Consider the following 15074-nt stretch of genomic DNA (forward strand, 5'->3'; position numbering starts at 1 on the left):
TGTCACCTGCCTGTCACCTGCCTGTCACCCGCCTCAGGCGGGATGCAGGCCGCGCAACAACTGGCGCACACGCGAGAGATCCTGATCGACGTGTTCGGTCTTCTCGAACAACTCCGCGAGCCAGTCGACGAAGGCCCGCACGCGCGGCGACACGCGGCGATTCTTCATGTAGGCGACCGAGACCGGCATCGGCACGGGCTTCCATTGCGGCAGGACTTCGCGCAGCAAGCCCGAATCGAGGTAGGGCTGGGCGGCGATCCGCGCGGGCTGGATCAGGCCGAGGCCTTGCAGTCCGCAGGTGAGATACGCCTGCTCGTCGCTGACCTTGACGAAGCCGTCGACCTTGACGTTTTGCGCCTCGCCGTCCACCTCGAAATCGAAATCCACTTCGCGGCCGTTGTGCGGCGACATGCAATTGACGGCGGCGTGTCCGCGCAGATCGTCGAGCGCGACGGGCGTGCCGTAACGGGCCAGATAGGCCGGACTTGCGCAGGTCACGTGTTCGAGCGTACCGAGCTGGCGCGCGACCAGATTCGAATCCGGCAATTCGCCGAGCTGGATGCTGCAGTCGATCGCTTCGGAGATCAGATCGACCGTGCGGTTGCTCACGCCGATCGCCAGATCGAGATTCGGGTAGCGGGTGTGAAAGTCGTCCAGGGCGGGCAGGACGATGGCGCTTGCCACGGCGCCGGGCATTTCGATGCGCAGACGACCTGTCAGGTTGTCGGTGGTATAGCGGATGCTGGCTTCCATTTCGTCGATGTCGGCGAGGATTTGCGCGCAGCGTTCGTAGTAGACGGCGCCTTCGGGGGTGACGCTCAGACGCCGCGTGGTGCGGGCGAGGAGTGCCGTGCCGAGTAGCGCTTCAAGGTTCTGGACGATGGTGGTCGCCGTCGCGCGGGGAAGGTTTAGTGATTCCGCTGCGCGGGTGAAGCTGTTGGTGTCCACGATTCGGATGAATGTGCGCATTGCAGTTATTCTGTCAATCACGGTGCAGACTCCAGTCGAGGGTAGGGGTGGTTTTTTGCCTGCGCGGCGCTTTGGTTGTGCTCGTATGGTGTTGGCCTTTCCTTGAGTTCACTGTGGTCTATTAGCGTTGCCCCTGTGCGGGGCGGCACTTACTTTCTTTGCATGCCGCAAAGAAAGTAAGCAAAGAAAGCGGCTTCAAACCGCTAACTTTTAAGTGGGTCCCCTGGCTTGGAGGGGGCAGTGGTGCATCTGGAATCGGTGCGCTCGCGCATTCCGCGTGAGTGACAAAGCCGTCATTCGCTCCCACTCCGCACTGCGTGCGTCGCGGACGGGTATGCCGGGGAAACCCGTTGGTGTTTCTTTAGCAGCGAAAAGGCGTCGGCCCGCCCCACCGAGGCGCCGAATACCCAAAGGTTTAGTGAAGTACCGCCGCGGCGCGCGTAGCGCCGCCGGAAGGATGACTGCTTTGTCACCGGGGTGGAATGTGCGAATGCACGGATTCCAGATGCACCACTGCCCCCTCCAAGCCAGGGGACCCACTTAAAAGTTAGCGGTTTGAAGCCGCTTTCTTTGCTTACTTTCTTTGCGGCATGCAAAGAAAGTAAGTGCCGCCCCGCACAGGGGCAACGCTAATAGACCACCATGAACTCAAGGAAAGGCCAACACCATACGAGCACAACCAAAGCGCCGCGCAGGCAAAAAAACAAAACGAGTTCCAACAAAAGCCCGCGCCGCAGGCGCAAAAAACCAACCGCTGCGCGGGCAAAAAAACACTTACTTCCGCAACGAATCCAGATCAATCACAAACCGATACTTAACATCACTCTTCAGCATCCGTTCATAAGCTTCATTGATCTGCTGCATCGGAATCAATTCAATATCCGAAGTAATCCCATGCTCACCGCAGAAGTCCAACATCTCCTGCGTCTCCGCAATCCCCCCAATCAACGACCCCGCCAGTCGGCGGCGCTTCATGATCAGGTTGAACACCTGCGGCGACGGATGATCGTGCTCCGGTGCACCAACCAGCGTCATCGTCCCGTCCCGTTTGAGCAGATTCAAAAACGGATTCAGATCGTGTTGCGCAGCCACCGTATTCACAATCAGATCGAAGCTGTTCGCATGCGCTTCCATCTCTTGCGCATTCTTCGAAATCACCACCTCGTGCGCGCCCAGCCGCTTCGCATCTTCGATCTTCGACGGCGACGTCGTGAACAACACGACATGTGCGCCCATCGCGCGAGCCAGCTTCACGCCCATGTGGCCCAGGCCGCCGAGGCCGACAACGCCGACCTTCTTGCCAGGACCGGCGCCCCACGTGCGCAGCGGCGAGTACGTCGTGATGCCCGCGCACAGCAGCGGTGCGACGCCCGCCGGGTCGAGATTGTCCGGCACGCGCAGCGTGAACGCTTCGTCCACGACGAGCTGAGTGGAGTAGCCGCCGTACGTGATCTGGCCGTCGACGCGGTCCATACCGTTATACGTGCCGACAAAACCGTTTTCGCAATACTGTTCGAGACCTTCCTCGCAACTCGCGCACGTGCGGCACGAATCGACCAGACAGCCGACGCCGACCAGGTCGCCCGCCTTGTACTTCGTCACGTCCGGGCCCACCGCCGTCACGCGGCCAACGATCTCGTGGCCCGGCACCACCGGAAACACCGTGTTCTGCCATTCATTGCGCGCCTGATGCAAGTCCGAGTGGCACACGCCGCAAAACAGGACTTCCATCTGCACGTCATGGGCGCGCAGTTCGCGGCGCTGGATTTCGAACGGGGCGAGCGGCGCGGTAGCGGCGGTCGCTGCATAGGCATAAGTCGTGCTCATGGGTAGCTCCAGCAAAGAGGGTGATGGTGCAAGGCGCCAGCGACGGGCAACGCGTGTTGCCGCTGCGGCTAACCCTGACATGAGACCGGGATCACAGCGCCGGCAGTGGTTGATGAATCCGCCGAAGCATTGAATTGGCAACCAGGCCCGGCACGGCGCGGAAAAGGATGATCCGGCAGGGTTCCCATCATAGGATCCGAGCGGGAGTGCGGGAATACCTGAATGTCTTGAAGATTTGCCTAAAACTCCTGGCAGGAAGCGCAGTAGGCTGTTTGATGCTAAATTTCAAGCATTATTCTCTTGCTCGTCACTATACCGTCATGTCAACCCGTTCTGCTGAAGCCGTCTCGGCCGATCCCGCGCAACAGCGCGTGATCGATTTATTCGACGTGCTCGCGCCCAATCCCGGTATCACGCGTTCGAGTCTGGAAGGCGTCAACCTGATGCGCGCGAACAGTCCCATGCCGCGCATGCCGGTCATGTATGAGCCGAGCATCGTGATTGTTTGTCAGGGCCGCAAGCGCGGCTTTCTCGGCGATCAGGTGTTCCAGTACGACGCGCAGCAGTACCTCGTGCTGTCGGTGCCGCTGCCGTTCGAATGCGAGACCGAGGCGAGCGTGGAAAAGCCGTTTCTCGCGATTTCGATCCGCGTCGATCTGACCATGGTCGCCGAGTTGTTGATGGCGCTGAACGAAACGCAGGGCGCCGCGCAGAACGAACCGGTCGGCATCTATTCGACGCCGCTCGACCCGGCGCTCTGTAATGCGGTGCAGCGTCTGATGGACGCCCTGGCCTCGCCGCTCGATGCGCGCATCCTCGCGCCCGGCGTGGTGCGCGAAATCTGCTATCGCGTGTTGACCGGCGAGCAGGGCGACGCGATTCGGGCGGCGCTCACGCATCAGAATCATTTCGGCCGCATTGCAAAAGCACTGCGCCGCATTCATGCGGACTACCACGGACAACTCGACGTCGATATGCTCGCTTCCGAAGCGGGCATGAGTCTCGCGGTGTTCCATGCGCAGTTCAAAGCCGTCACGGCGACCTCGCCGATGCAGTACGTGAAGACCACGCGTTTGCATCACGCGCGTCTGCTGATGGTGCAGGATGGATTGAATGCGGGCGCGGCGGCAGCGCGTGTGGGTTACGAGAGCGCGTCGCAATTCAGCCGCGAGTTCAAGCGGCTGTTCGGCCTGAGCCCGGTCGACGAAGTCAAACGCATGCGCACCGTCTACGATGCACCGCCGCCGCGCGTGCTGAAGCCGGTCGCGCGCTACGTTACCGCCGTTTAGGCGCATCAGCGTAGTGGTGCGGGCGCGCTCGCTTATAAGCCGCTGAACCAGTTGTACCCCTGATCCTCCCAATAGCCACCGGGATTCGTGTTGGTCACGAAGATCGCCGCGATATGCTTGGGGTTCTTGAAGCCGAGCTTGGTCGGCACGCGCAGCTTCAGCGGATAGCCATATTTGGCCGGCAGCGGCGCGTTGCCGAAATCGAGCGTCAATTGCGTTTGCGGATGCAGCGCCGTCGCCATGTCGAGGCTCGAGTAATAGCGGTCCGCGCATTTGAAGCCGACATAGCGCGCGCTCAGATCGGCGCCGATGCGTTCGAGGAACGTGCGAAACGGCACGCCGCGCCATTGCCCGATCGCACTCCATCCTTCTATGCAGATATGACGCGTGATCTGCGAAGCTTGCGGCAACGCGCGCAACTGATCGAGATTCCAGGTGCGTTTGTCCGCGACAAGCCCCGACACTTCCAGCCGATACGTCGAGCCGTCGATATCCGGCGCGTCGAACTCCGGATAGAACGCGTTGAAGGGAAACGGATCGGTGATCTCGCGGGCCGAATACGTCGGCGCGAGCTTGTTGCGGTCGAAGAGCCACGCCTGCACGCGATCGTTCCAGCGCGACATCGCCCACAGCACCTTGTCGACGGAATCGTTGTCCTGCATGTTGCAGCCCGAAAGCATCGCTAGCGCGCCGATCGACAGCGACGAGCGCAGAAACAGCCGCCGTTGCAGCCGCTCGATGTGCGGCTGATGATCGGCGAGGACGATCCGCGATGTTTGCGCGTCGATGGCGTCGGCGGCGCGGGTAGGTTTGGATGCGCTCATGCCTGAGTCCTTTCATGCGCGGTGCCGTGGGCGCGCCGCGCGCGGCCGGTCAGCATCGGCAGCAGCGTGCGCGGCACCAGCAGCACGAGCGCCAGATGCACGGCGACGAAGCCGACCACACCCGCCATCGAGATGAAATGCACGCGCCGTGCGAAATCGAAGCCGCCGAAGAGCGCGGTTAGCCACGAGAATTGCACCGGCTTCCAGATCGACAGTCCCGACGCGACCAGCAGCACGCCGAGGCACAGCACGAACAGATAGAGCGCGCGCTGCACCGCGTTGTATTTGCCGGTATCGTGCGGCAGTTTGAAACGCAGCGCCAACGCCGCATCATGCACGACTTCGCGCGGATGAACCGGTAGCAGCTTGCGGCGAAAATGCCCGCGGCCAATGCCATACGCGAGATACAGCAGCCCGTTCGCGCACAGCAGCCACATCGCCGCGAAGTGCCAGGCGATCGAGCCGCCCAGCCATCCGCCGACGGTCGCCCATGCCGGAAATCTGAACGGAAAGAACGGCGACGCGTTGTAGATCGCCCAACCGCTCATCACCATGCAGACCATCGCGAACGCATTGATCCAATGCGTCACGCGGACGACGAGCGGGTGAACGATCAGGCGCGCTTGCGATTCGGACATGAGCGAAGAGGACAACGCGAACGGGAACTGGAAAGCCGCGTCGTCAAAGAACGCGGCCGCCTGGGTGCTTGATGGGTCTGCGCCGCGCCCTTACATCGGCGGCGTTACGCCGTGCTCGCCGGCCGAGATGAAGTTCGCGGCCATCGAGCCGTCCGCTTCCTTGTGAGCGAACAGCACGACCTTGGCGCCAGGCACCAGCAGCGAGCGGTCACCCGGTTGCAGGCTGACGATAGGTACGTCTTGCGGAATCACGATTTTCTTTTCGCCGTCCTTGTACTTCACGGTGATCGTGCGGCCGTTGCTGACCACGAGCGAGCCGACCGTGCCGTTGGTCATCGTGCTGTTCGAACCGAGGTCCCACGGACGATGGCCTTCGCCCGAGCCGCGCATGCTGGCCGGAAACACGTGGACTTCGAGCGCTTTCAGCGTGCCGTCGGCTTGCGGAATCGCGGCGGTGCCGACATAGCTGTCCGGCTTGATGTCGTTCACGTTGGCGAGCGTGACGCCGCGAATCGGCGTATCCGCCGCGAGCTTCACGTCGACGTCCTTGCCGTCGCGCGTATGGACCTTGAGGAGATCGCCCGAGAGCGACGTCACCGTGCCGCGCACGCCGGTAGGTGCCGCGTTTTGGGCTTGAGCCGCGCTCGCGGTCGCAAGGAAGGCGGCGGCGACGAGCGCGGGGGCGACGAATGCGCGCAGTGCGTGCGCCGAAACGATCTTCATGAGTCTGCTCCAGGGTGGTGAACGATCCTGGCAGATTAGGCCGTGAATCGGCTCGCGCGCGTGACGCACAGATGACAAAAACGTCATGAACGGCGCGCCGCCGCCACGTAGAATGGCCGCGTAAGCCATGTCCGGCGTTTGTTGTTGCCTGCGCACGCGGGAGCGCGCTGTTGAGTTACCGCTGGAATCGCGGCCTGAATCACGATCCGGGTCAAAGCCTGATCCGGGCCGCGAGCCGTAGCCCGAGTTGGAGCACCGAGCACCATGAGCATTCTCGTCATCGAAGACGATCCGAAAACCGGCGATTATCTGAAGAAGGGCTTGCGCGAGAGCGGCTATGCGGTCGATCTCGCGCGCACCGGCACGGACGGCCTGCACATGGCGCTCGAACACGCGTACGACCTCGTGGTGCTCGACGTGATGCTGCCCGGCATCGACGGCTGGGAAATCATGCGTGCGCTGCGCGCGCGGCGCGATCTGCCGGTAATCTTTCTGACTGCACGCGATCACGTCAGCGACCGCATTCGCGGTCTCGAACTGGGCGCGGACGATTATCTCGTCAAGCCGTTTTCCTTCATCGAGCTGGTGCTGCGCATTCGCACGCTATTGCGCCGTGGCGTGACCCGCGAGAGCGACGTGTTCGAGGTCGCCGATCTCAAGCTCGACGTGCTGCGCCGCAAAGTGACGCGCGAAGGCGTCGACATTCCGCTCACCAACAAGGAATTCATGCTGCTGCATCTGTTGGTGCGCCGCCAGGGCGAGGCCTTGTCGCGCTCGCAGATCGCGTCGGAAGTGTGGGACATGAACTTCGACAGCGACACCAACGTCGTCGATGTCGCGGTCAAACGGCTGCGCGCGAAGATCGATCACCCATTCGAAAAGAAGCTGATCCACACGGTGCGCAGCATCGGCTACACCTTCGGCGACGGCGCATGAAATTCTGGACCGAGCGCTCGTTGACGGCGCGCACCACGGTGCTGTTCGCGCTGATCGCGTGCCTCGTGATCGGCACGCTCGGTGGGTATTTCTATCACTCAGCGCAAGTGTCGCTGCAACGCCGCGCCGACGTCGTGCTCAACGGCCGCGTCGAGCATTTCAGCCGGATCGTGCACGACCTGTATTCAGTCAGCGAATTGAAGACGCGGCCGCTGCTGTTCGAGACCATGCTCGGCGCGGAGCAGGACGTGCTGCTGTTTCGCCGTCCCGGCGAAGCGCCGTTCGTCGACGTGAACCCCGCGAAGGTCGCGGTGCCCGCGCTGCCGGCCGCCGCCGTGGACAGCCCGCCGGGTTTCGCCGACATCCACCAGACCCGCTTGCCGAACGGCGTGCCGGTGCATTGGGCGATCGCCACCGCGACAGCGCGCGAGGACGGCGCCGAAGTCGAAGTGATCGCCGGGCACCCGATGACGCAGGAAGTGCAGATGCTCGCGGCGTACCGCAATCGCATCCTGCTCGCGACGCTGATCGGCATGCTGGCCGCGACGCTGCTCGCCTGGTACGTGCTGCGCCGCGCGCTGCGACCGGTTCGCGCGATTGCCGAGCGGGCCGCGCAGATCAGCCCGGCGAGCCTGTCCGTGCGGCTCGACAGCGACGCCGCGCCGGTCGAATTGCGGCAGCTCACGCACGCATTCAATGCGATGCTCGACCGTCTCGCCGACGGCTATCAACGCCTGTCGCAGTTTTCCGCCGACCTTGCGCACGAGATTCGCACGCCCATTGGCGCGCTGATCGGCCAGACGCAGGTGACGCTCGCCAAGCCGCGCGAGCCGGACGAATATCAGCAGTTGCTCGAATCGAATCTCGAAGAGCTGAACCGTTTGAGCCATATCGCGGAGAACATCCTGTTTCTCGCGCATGCGGATCATGCGGCGCTGTCGGTCGAACGCGAGCCGGTCGATCTGCGCGCGGAACTCATCAGGATCGCAGACTATTTCGAAGGTCCCGCCGACGAACGCGGCATGCGCTTCGAAGTGGACGCGCAAGGCGTAGCGTCGGTCAATCCGCTGTTGTGGCGCCGCGCGATCCACAATCTGGTCGTCAATGCGGTGCGCTACGGCGCAAGCGATACGGTCGTGCATTTACGCGGCACGCAGGACGTAGCGGGCGCCACCGTGGTGGTCGAAAACGAGGGTGAGCCGATTCCCGAGGCGCAGCTGGACCGACTGTTCGATCGCTTTTATCGCGCGGATGCAGCGCGCAGCGCATTCACCGAATCGAACGGATTGGGGCTCGCGATCGTCAAGGCGATCATGCATCTGCATGGCGGTACCGCGTGCGCGAAGTGTCCGGCGCCGGGCGTGGTGCGCTTCGAGTTGCGCTTTCCGGCCGTCTGATGGCCGGCTTACTCAATCGCGGACGTGGCAGGCGCTTCCGGTTCATGGCAGCAGACGCATAGCTTGTTGCAGTCGGGATCGCGGAAGTAGGCACCGTAATAGTTCGCGTGATAGTGCGGACGCAAACCCGGCGGCCCTTCGCAGACGCCGCCGTGCGCGAGCGCGGCGGCATGCGCGCGATCGACCGTCGCGCGATCGGCGGCGAGCAGGGCGATCATCTGGCCATTGCCGGCTACGGCAGGGCGACCGTCGTAGGGCGTGCCGATCAGGAACAACGGACGCGGCGCATCGGTCGCCATCCAGCCGGCCCAGCCCCGGTCTGTCTCGCGGAACTTCAGGGGCAGGCCTAGCGTGTCCATCAGCGCCTGATAAAAATCGAAAGCGCGCTCGAAATCGGTAATGCCGACGAATACGTGGGACAGCATCGTTGTCGCTCCTCGTTGACGCGGCTCGGGCGCGTTCGGTACGGGCCTGCACGCGTTCATCCTGCGGTCCATCCGGTGACCGGCGTGCGCGATGCGCATGCTCTCACCCGGATGCGCTTTCCAGCGTTGTTCGCCTCGGCCTCAGCGCTCGCGCGGCGCGGCCTATACTCACTCATCGGACAGCGAAACGTTCGCGACTGCTTCCGCGCGCTTTGCGCAGTTTCGCAAAGCGATTTCATTGCCAGCGTCTCACCTCAGGAGTCGTGCCATGGTCAAACTCGCTCTGTACGTTCATCTCGAAGCCAAGCCCGGCAAGGAAAAGGAAGTCGAGGCGTTTCTGCTCGGCGGCTTGCCGCTCGTCGAACAGGAGCCGGCCACCACCGCCTGGTTCGCTCTGAGGCTGGGGCCGTCCAGCTTCGGCATTTTCGACGCCTTTCCCGACGAAGCGGGCCGTGACGCGCATCTGAACGGCAAGGTGGCCGCTGCGCTGATGGCCCAGGCGGGCGAGTTGCTCGCATCGCCGCCGAGCATCAACAAGGTGGACGTGTTGGCGGCGAAGTTGCCGGGGTGATCGGTCGGCGTGTCGAGATGCCCATGCGCTGGGAACGCCGCAGACCCACCACGCCGTCAATATCGCCACGCCGCGTCCCAGCGCCGTCAGGGGTTCAAACGCCGGCTCTCAACCGCCGGCTTTAACCACCACTGGCCGCATCCGCAGCCGGCCGGTTTGCATAGTGCGCGCGCTTTTCCTCGTACATCAGCAGGTCGGCGCGCTGCACGCCCGATTCGAGCCGGTCGCCGCGCTGGCAGGTCGCCGCGCCCATCGAGAAGCTCAGCGGCGAGCCCGGATAGAACTGGTTGTTCATCTCCACGAGTTGGCGGATCGCATCGATCATCGCCGCGCCGCCGCGCTCGTCGGTGTCCGGCATCAGAATCGCGAACTCGTCGCCGCCGATGCGCGCCGCGTGAAACGGCGACTCCATCGCTTTCGCGAGCACTTCGCCCGCGCGCCTTAGCAGCGCGTCGCCGGCGGCGTGGCCGAGCTGGTCGTTCACGCGTTTGAGGCCGTTCAGATCGGCCATGATGATCGTCACCGGCCACGGGCCCTTGCGTTCGAGCCGGTTCAGTTCGTCCACGTAGAAGGAGCGGTTGCGCAGCCTGGTCAGCACGTCGTGCTTGCCGAGGAACTCCAGATAGGCTTCGGCCTTCTTGCGCGCCGTGATGTCCGTGAGCGCGACCAGCACCAGGTCCCAGTTCTGCTCGTGGCCCGGCAGCACCGAGAATTGCAGGTGCACGTGCACCTCGCTGCCGTCGAGCGAATAGTTGAGCACCTCGCGTTGCTGGAACAGCTTGTCGTCCCACAGATCGATCAGCTGCTCGCGGAAATGCGGGCGCATGTCGTCGCGGAACACGTCGGGCAGACGCGCGAGCAGGGTCTTCTTGTCCTTCGCGGCGAACATATCGAGCGTGTGCTGGTTCACGTCGAGCACGTGAATCTCCTGCATGCAGCGTTCGACAAACTCGGGATGCACGTCGGTGAACACGCGAAAATCGGCGATGCCGGCCGCCCGCGCGCCCTCGAGCAGACGCTTGACCGCGCTGAAATCCTCGACCCACAACGACACCGGCGAATGCTCGAACAGGCCGCGCACGTACTGCTCGGCGAGCGTCACGCGCCGGCGCGCGCCTTCGAGCTCGGTAATGTCCTCGACCGACACCAGCACGCGGTCCCAGCGCGCCTCGTGACCGGGCAGCACGGCGCCCTTGAGCAGCACGTCGAGCCGGCGCCCGCCGAGCGTGTAGTTGACGGTCTGGCTCGTGAACTGCGCGTGGCCCTCCCACAACTGGCAGAGTTCTTCGAGGTGGGTCTTGAGCATGTCGTCGCGGAACACCGACGCGAGATTGCTGGTCAGCGCGTCGAAATCGGCGGCTTCGAACTGTTCGAGCGTCTTCTGGTTGACCTTGATCACGCGGATGCTATGCGCGCATTCGGCGACCCGCTGCGGGTCGTCGGCGAAATGCGCGCGCAGATCGGTCACGCCTGCGGCCCGCCACGTATCGAACAACGTGCGCACACCGCTGAAGTCTTCGAGCCAGAGCGAGACGGGCGCGAGTTCGAACATTTCGGAATCGTCGCCGTGGGGGGCTGCCGTCGGGTTGTTACCCAAGGAGGCTTCCTTAGGGGCGCTTTCTGGAGGCGCGGAGCCGCGCGGGACAATATCGAGCATGAGGGTCTCGGGATCGAAGTTGCGGCTATTTTAAGACGGGTTCGGCATCTGCTGAAAAGAAAGGCAAGCGGCGCACCGTTTTTGCACAACTCTATCCAACTGGATAACGGCCACGCAGGCAGGGGACTTGAGGCGCGACGCATACGATCCGGCAGTGTGCGCGGTGAAGGATGAAAGGCAAAGGCAAGGGTACCCAGACGCATGACCGCAGCACGCATTGTCGAGCCTTGCTACACTCGGTGCCCACGGATTCCACCCACCCGCGTCGTCAACCATAACGCCGTCATGAAGCCATCCCTGCTGGTGCTGATCCATTTGAACGACGCGAGCCGCGCCGATATCGCGGCGGCGTTCGAGGTCGTCTACGCGCCCGAGACCGCTCAGCACGACGCCGCGATCGCCGCGCACGGCGAGACGATTCGCGCCGTGCTGACCAACGGCACGATCGGCCTGAGCGCCGCCGCAATCGACCGGATGCCGCGACTCGAACTGGTCAGCGCATCGGGCGCCGGCTATGAAAACCTCGCCGTCGACCACGCCCGTTCGCGCGGCATCGTGCTCGTCAATGGCGCGGGCACCAACGATCATTGCGTGGCCGATCATGCGTTCGCCTTGCTGCTCGCGGTCGTGCGCGACGTGCCGCAACTCGATCAGGCCACGCGCAAGGGCGTCTGGCGCGATACGCTGCCGCTGCAGCCGAACGTGTCGCATAAGCGTTTGGGGATCGCCGGGCTCGGCAATATCGGCGAGAAGGTCGCGCGGCGAGGCGCGGGATTCGACATGGAGATCGGCTATTACAATCGTAAGCCGCGTGAAGGCTCGCCGCTGCGTTACTTCGACAGCGTGCAGGCACTCGCGCAATGGTGCGATTTTCTGGTGGTGGCGACGCCCGGTGGAGCGGGCACGCGGCATCTGATCGACGGGAGTGTGCTGGACGCGCTCGGTCCGCAGGGCTTTATCGTCAACGTGTCGCGCGGCAGCGTGGTGGATACGGCCGCGTTGGCGCGCGCGCTGACCTCAGGGGCGATTGCCGGCGCGGGGCTCGACGTCTACGAAGGCGAGCCGCAGCCGCCCGAGGCTTTGCTGACATTGCGCAACGTGGTGCTCACGCCGCATGTGGGCGGCCGTTCGCCGGAGGCGATCACGGCCTCGATCGACAACTTCCTGAGCAATGCGAAGCGCCATTTCGCGGGCGAGCCGGTATTGACGCCGATCTGACCGACGCATGATGCACGGGGCGGGCGCACGGTGAGGGCGCGTTGCCGTCCACCCGCCGCCTATTTCTCTTCATCTCGCCCAGGCCGCGCGCCGATGTACTCGTACTCCGCCGTGTTGAGCCGCGACACCCGCAACTCGACCGCGTTGCGGTGATACGAATAGGCGATCCGGCGGATTTCCAGCAACGGCGCGCCGAGCTCGACGCCGAGCTGCTCACTCTCGATCTCGTTCGCGAGCGCGACGCTCACGCGTTCATCGGTCTCGACCACGTTGATGCCGAACACGTCCTGATAGAAGTTGTACAGCGTGTTCGGCCGGTTGCGCAGCTTCGTTTCGGTAAGGCCCGGAAAGTGCGCTTCCGGCACGGTGATGTGTTCGATCAGCACCGTCTGGCCATGCAGCGCGAGGCCGTTGACGAACTGGAACACCCGCGCGCCGGTCTCGATGCCGAGCGCGGCCGCCACCTCGCGCGACGCCCGTGCCTTCCTGAAGTCGATCAGCGTGACGACCGGATAGGCCTTGTCGCCGTCGCGCCGCACGATCCGGAAGAAGCGGAAAAAATGCCGGTCGCGCTGGTGCATCGACACGAAGGTGCCGAGCCCCTGATGACGGATCAGGATGTTTTCCGCGCAGAGTTCGTCGATTGCCTTGCGCAGCGTGCCGATGGACACGCCGAAGCGTTCGGCGAGGCGCTTTTCCGAAGGAATGCATTCGCCGCCTTTCCATTCGCCGGCCGAGAGCGCGGCGAGGATCGCGCTCTTGACTTCCTTGTACCGCGTGCCGCCCAGCGCGGGCGGATTGATGGCGAGCGTGCTCATGAAAACCTCTGCAAAGCGCGAGTCGCGCGACGCCGCTCGCTAAAGTGGGACCCGCCCCGATTTTAAACGACAAAGTCATCTAGCACATCTAGATGAGATAGATTCTGTCGGTTCGTCGCGACATTGCATCGGGCCGTCCCGCTTGCGCAAGAATCCCTTGTCCTCACGCCAAGAATTACTGGCTTTCAGGCACGCGCACGTGGGCCTAACCTGATGGTCAGCCAGTCGTTCCCCACAGCACCACAGAACTATCAGGCCATCACCCTATGCAGCCATCCGTCAGCGACATGCTGAGCGTGCGCGTCTGGCGCGGAGCCGAAGACGGCGCCTTCGAGCCGTTCGAGGTGCCGCGCCGCGCGAGCCAGACCGTGCTGGACGTCGTCACGCACATTCAGCGCAGCATCGATGCCACGTTGTCCTACCGTTTCGCGTGCCGCGTCGGCATGTGCGGTTCCTGTGCGATGACCGTCAATGGCCGCGCGCGCTGGACCTGCCGCACGCACGTCGCGCAGGTGCTGCGGCGCCCCGGCGAGGTGCTCGAAATCGCGCCGCTGAACCATCTGCCGATCGTCAAGGATCTGGCGGTCGACATGACACGGTTTTTCGACAAGTGGCGCGATGCGAAGGGCTATTTCGCAGGCAACCGCGATCGCTCCGCACCGCTCGAACGGGTCGATCCCGCGTCGCCCGAACGGCGGGCGGTGGATGCGGGCATCGAGTGTATCGGCTGCGGTGTCTGCTATGCCAGTTGCGACGTGGTCGGCTGGAAACCGGACTATCTCGGGCCGGCCGCGCTCAATCGCGCGTGGACGCTCGTCAACGACGTGCGCGACGTGCAGCAGGGCGCCCGCCACGACGCGGTGGCCACCGACGCCGGCTGCCACTCGTGCCATACCCTCGGCTCGTGCACGGAACGCTGCCCGAAAGCGCTGGCGCCCACGGCGAGCATCGCGGGCCTCAAACGCGCGGGGCGTGCGCGGCCGACAGGAGGCGAGCGATGAACCGGACCTTCGACGCGTGGTGGCTGCAACGCCTGTCCGCGATGGTGCTGACGCTGTGCGTCGCGATTCATCTGGCGACCATGATCTGGGTCGTGCATGGCGGACTGCGCGCGGTGGATGTGATCGCGCGTCTGCACGGCAACGTCGCATGGGGCCTGTTTTACGCGGTCTTCGTGATCGCCGCGGCGCTGCACGTTCCGGTAGGCCTGCGCCGTATCGCCGACGAGTGGTTAAACTGGCGCGGCCTCTGGGCGGCGCGCGCGAGCGTGCTGATCGGTGTCGGGCTGGCGCTGGAGGGCTTGCGCGCGGTCTACGCATTGATCGCGGGCGTGCCGGCATGAACTCCACCACCCGCACGACCCAAACCGCTCATCCACGCGCCGTCACGCCGGGCCGCAAGCTCGACTTCCGCGCGCGCAATCATCCGGCGTGGTGGGCTTTTCTCGTGCACCGCCTGTCCGGCCTCGCGCTGGCGTTCTTCCTGCCCGCGCATTTCTGGGCGCTCGGGAGCGCGCTGAACGGCGCCGCGCGTTTCGAATCGTTCCTTGCCGTCACGCGCGCGCCGGGCTTCGTGTTCGCGGAGTGGGGGCTGGTCACGCTGCTCGCCGCGCATCTGATCGGCGGCGTGCGGCTGCTGCTGATCGAGTTCCGGCCGTGGAGCGGCTTGCGCAAGGATCTGATCGCGCTGACCGCGGGCGGCGCGTTCGTGATCGGGATGGCATTTGCGCTTTCGCTGACCTTGTGAACGCGCGCGCCTGAAGAGGCCTCAATGGAAACGACG

16 protein-coding genes are annotated in these 15074 nt (G+C 64.0%); 8 read left to right on the forward strand and 8 right to left on the reverse strand.

The window, feature by feature from the left end; genetic code table 11:
• Nucleotides 1-33: 33 nt before the first annotated feature.
• Complete coding sequence (locus PQQ53_RS20785; protein WP_408325837.1) at nt 34-990, reverse strand: LysR family transcriptional regulator; 957 nt, start codon at nt 988-990, stop codon at nt 34-36.
• 753 nt (nt 991-1743) lie between these two features.
• On the reverse strand, nt 1744-2796 hold the full coding sequence (locus PQQ53_RS20790; RefSeq protein ID WP_408325840.1) for an NAD(P)-dependent alcohol dehydrogenase: 1053 nt from the start codon (nt 2794-2796) through the stop codon (nt 1744-1746).
• A 320-nt stretch (nt 2797-3116) separates the two neighbouring features.
• On the opposite strand from PQQ53_RS20790, the gene PQQ53_RS20795 reads away from it, so the two are divergent.
• Nucleotides 3117-4085: an AraC family transcriptional regulator gene (locus tag PQQ53_RS20795; protein ID WP_408325843.1), complete on the forward strand. Its 969-nt coding sequence runs from the start codon at nt 3117-3119 to the stop codon at nt 4083-4085.
• 32 nt (nt 4086-4117) lie between these two features.
• Here the strand turns inward: PQQ53_RS20795 and PQQ53_RS20800 are convergent, their stop codons facing one another.
• The 3 genes from PQQ53_RS20800 to PQQ53_RS20810 all read right to left on the reverse strand — a co-directional run bounded on the left by PQQ53_RS20800 (nt 4118) and on the right by PQQ53_RS20810 (nt 6270).
• Nucleotides 4118-4909 (reverse strand): molybdopterin-dependent oxidoreductase, encoded by a 792-nt coding sequence (locus PQQ53_RS20800; protein WP_408325846.1) that lies wholly within the window; start codon nt 4907-4909, stop codon nt 4118-4120.
• Nucleotides 4906-5547, reverse strand: coding sequence for a cytochrome b/b6 domain-containing protein (locus PQQ53_RS20805; RefSeq protein WP_408325849.1), 642 nt, complete (start codon nt 5545-5547; stop codon nt 4906-4908). Before PQQ53_RS20805 ends, PQQ53_RS20800 begins: the two co-directional genes overlap by 4 nt.
• 90 nt (nt 5548-5637) lie before the next feature.
• A complete protein-coding gene (locus tag PQQ53_RS20810) occupies nt 5638-6270 on the reverse strand; it encodes a hypothetical protein (RefSeq protein WP_175163261.1) in 633 nt (210 codons plus the stop codon).
• A 264-nt stretch (nt 6271-6534) separates the two neighbouring features.
• Here PQQ53_RS20810 and PQQ53_RS20815 point away from each other — a divergent pair, with 264 nt between their 5' ends.
• Complete coding sequence (locus PQQ53_RS20815) at nt 6535-7206, forward strand: heavy metal response regulator transcription factor (protein WP_408148445.1); 672 nt, start codon at nt 6535-6537, stop codon at nt 7204-7206.
• The gene (locus PQQ53_RS20820) at nt 7203-8603 is read left to right on the forward strand and encodes a heavy metal sensor histidine kinase (protein WP_408148443.1); all 1401 of its coding nucleotides are present in this window, start codon (nt 7203-7205) and stop codon (nt 8601-8603) included. The genes PQQ53_RS20815 and PQQ53_RS20820 overlap by 4 nt, the downstream gene beginning before the upstream one ends.
• 8 nt (nt 8604-8611) lie before the next feature.
• On the opposite strand, the gene PQQ53_RS20825 is transcribed toward PQQ53_RS20820, so the two are convergent.
• On the reverse strand, nt 8612-9028 hold the full coding sequence (locus PQQ53_RS20825) for a VOC family protein (RefSeq protein WP_408148441.1): 417 nt from the start codon (nt 9026-9028) through the stop codon (nt 8612-8614).
• A 268-nt stretch (nt 9029-9296) separates the two neighbouring features.
• Between PQQ53_RS20825 and PQQ53_RS20830 the strand changes: the two genes are divergently transcribed.
• Complete coding sequence (locus tag PQQ53_RS20830) at nt 9297-9599, forward strand: putative quinol monooxygenase (RefSeq protein ID WP_408148439.1); 303 nt, start codon at nt 9297-9299, stop codon at nt 9597-9599.
• 121 nt (nt 9600-9720) lie between these two features.
• On the opposite strand, the gene PQQ53_RS20835 is transcribed toward PQQ53_RS20830, so the two are convergent.
• Nucleotides 9721-11151 (reverse strand): sensor domain-containing diguanylate cyclase, encoded by a 1431-nt coding sequence (locus tag PQQ53_RS20835; protein WP_408148485.1) that lies wholly within the window; start codon nt 11149-11151, stop codon nt 9721-9723.
• 390 nt (nt 11152-11541) lie between these two features.
• Between PQQ53_RS20835 and PQQ53_RS20840 the strand changes: the two genes are divergently transcribed.
• The gene (locus PQQ53_RS20840; RefSeq protein WP_408148437.1) at nt 11542-12474 is read left to right on the forward strand and encodes a 2-hydroxyacid dehydrogenase; all 933 of its coding nucleotides are present in this window, start codon (nt 11542-11544) and stop codon (nt 12472-12474) included.
• 59 nt (nt 12475-12533) lie between these two features.
• Here PQQ53_RS20840 and PQQ53_RS20845 read toward each other — a convergent pair whose 3' ends face one another.
• Nucleotides 12534-13292 carry a GntR family transcriptional regulator gene (locus PQQ53_RS20845; protein WP_408148436.1) on the reverse strand — a complete coding sequence of 253 codons (759 nt, stop codon included), beginning with the start codon at nt 13290-13292 and terminating at the stop codon, nt 12534-12536.
• Between the two features lie 266 nt (nt 13293-13558).
• Between PQQ53_RS20845 and PQQ53_RS20850 the strand changes: the two genes are divergently transcribed.
• Genes PQQ53_RS20850 through sdhC form a run of 3 tightly spaced genes read left to right on the forward strand, consistent with a single transcriptional unit; the run spans nt 13559 to nt 15038 of the window.
• Entirely contained in the window at nt 13559-14293 is a 735-nt protein-coding gene (locus PQQ53_RS20850) for a succinate dehydrogenase/fumarate reductase iron-sulfur subunit (RefSeq protein WP_408148434.1), read from the forward strand.
• Complete coding sequence (locus PQQ53_RS20855) at nt 14290-14634, forward strand: succinate dehydrogenase/fumarate reductase transmembrane subunit (protein ID WP_408325852.1); 345 nt, start codon at nt 14290-14292, stop codon at nt 14632-14634. The genes PQQ53_RS20850 and PQQ53_RS20855 overlap by 4 nt, the downstream gene beginning before the upstream one ends.
• Nucleotides 14631-15038 (forward strand): succinate dehydrogenase, cytochrome b556 subunit, encoded by a 408-nt coding sequence (sdhC, locus tag PQQ53_RS20860; protein ID WP_408157176.1) that lies wholly within the window; start codon nt 14631-14633, stop codon nt 15036-15038. Before PQQ53_RS20855 ends, sdhC begins: the two co-directional genes overlap by 4 nt.
• Nucleotides 15039-15074: the final 36 nt, after the last annotated feature.

This window comes from Paraburkholderia strydomiana (genome assembly GCF_046030495.1).
GTDB lineage: Bacteria > Pseudomonadota > Gammaproteobacteria > Burkholderiales > Burkholderiaceae > Paraburkholderia > Paraburkholderia strydomiana_A.

What these genes read in the sequence shown, in the direction of transcription:
- PQQ53_RS20790 (WP_408325840.1), bottom strand. Translation starts at nt 2,796, where the DNA reads ATGAGCACGACTTATGCCTATGCAGCGACCGCCGCTACCGCGCCGCTC.
- PQQ53_RS20815 (WP_408148445.1), top strand. Translation starts at nt 6,535, where the DNA reads ATGAGCATTCTCGTCATCGAAGACGATCCGAAAACCGGCGATTATCTG.
- PQQ53_RS20805 (WP_408325849.1), bottom strand. Translation starts at nt 5,547, where the DNA reads ATGTCCGAATCGCAAGCGCGCCTGATCGTTCACCCGCTCGTCGTCCGC.
- PQQ53_RS20795 (WP_408325843.1), top strand. Translation starts at nt 3,117, where the DNA reads ATGTCAACCCGTTCTGCTGAAGCCGTCTCGGCCGATCCCGCGCAACAG.
- PQQ53_RS20820 (WP_408148443.1), top strand. Translation starts at nt 7,203, where the DNA reads ATGAAATTCTGGACCGAGCGCTCGTTGACGGCGCGCACCACGGTGCTG.
- PQQ53_RS20810 (WP_175163261.1), bottom strand. Translation starts at nt 6,270, where the DNA reads ATGAAGATCGTTTCGGCGCACGCACTGCGCGCATTCGTCGCCCCCGCG.
- PQQ53_RS20830 (WP_408148439.1), top strand. Translation starts at nt 9,297, where the DNA reads ATGGTCAAACTCGCTCTGTACGTTCATCTCGAAGCCAAGCCCGGCAAG.
- PQQ53_RS20855 (WP_408325852.1), top strand. Translation starts at nt 14,290, where the DNA reads ATGAACCGGACCTTCGACGCGTGGTGGCTGCAACGCCTGTCCGCGATG.
- PQQ53_RS20835 (WP_408148485.1), bottom strand. Translation starts at nt 11,151, where the DNA reads ATGTTCGAACTCGCGCCCGTCTCGCTCTGGCTCGAAGACTTCAGCGGT.
- PQQ53_RS20800 (WP_408325846.1), bottom strand. Translation starts at nt 4,909, where the DNA reads ATGAGCGCATCCAAACCTACCCGCGCCGCCGACGCCATCGACGCGCAA.
- PQQ53_RS20840 (WP_408148437.1), top strand. Translation starts at nt 11,542, where the DNA reads ATGAAGCCATCCCTGCTGGTGCTGATCCATTTGAACGACGCGAGCCGC.
- PQQ53_RS20850 (WP_408148434.1), top strand. Translation starts at nt 13,559, where the DNA reads ATGCAGCCATCCGTCAGCGACATGCTGAGCGTGCGCGTCTGGCGCGGA.
- PQQ53_RS20825 (WP_408148441.1), bottom strand. Translation starts at nt 9,028, where the DNA reads ATGCTGTCCCACGTATTCGTCGGCATTACCGATTTCGAGCGCGCTTTC.
- sdhC (WP_408157176.1), top strand. Translation starts at nt 14,631, where the DNA reads ATGAACTCCACCACCCGCACGACCCAAACCGCTCATCCACGCGCCGTC.
- PQQ53_RS20845 (WP_408148436.1), bottom strand. Translation starts at nt 13,292, where the DNA reads ATGAGCACGCTCGCCATCAATCCGCCCGCGCTGGGCGGCACGCGGTAC.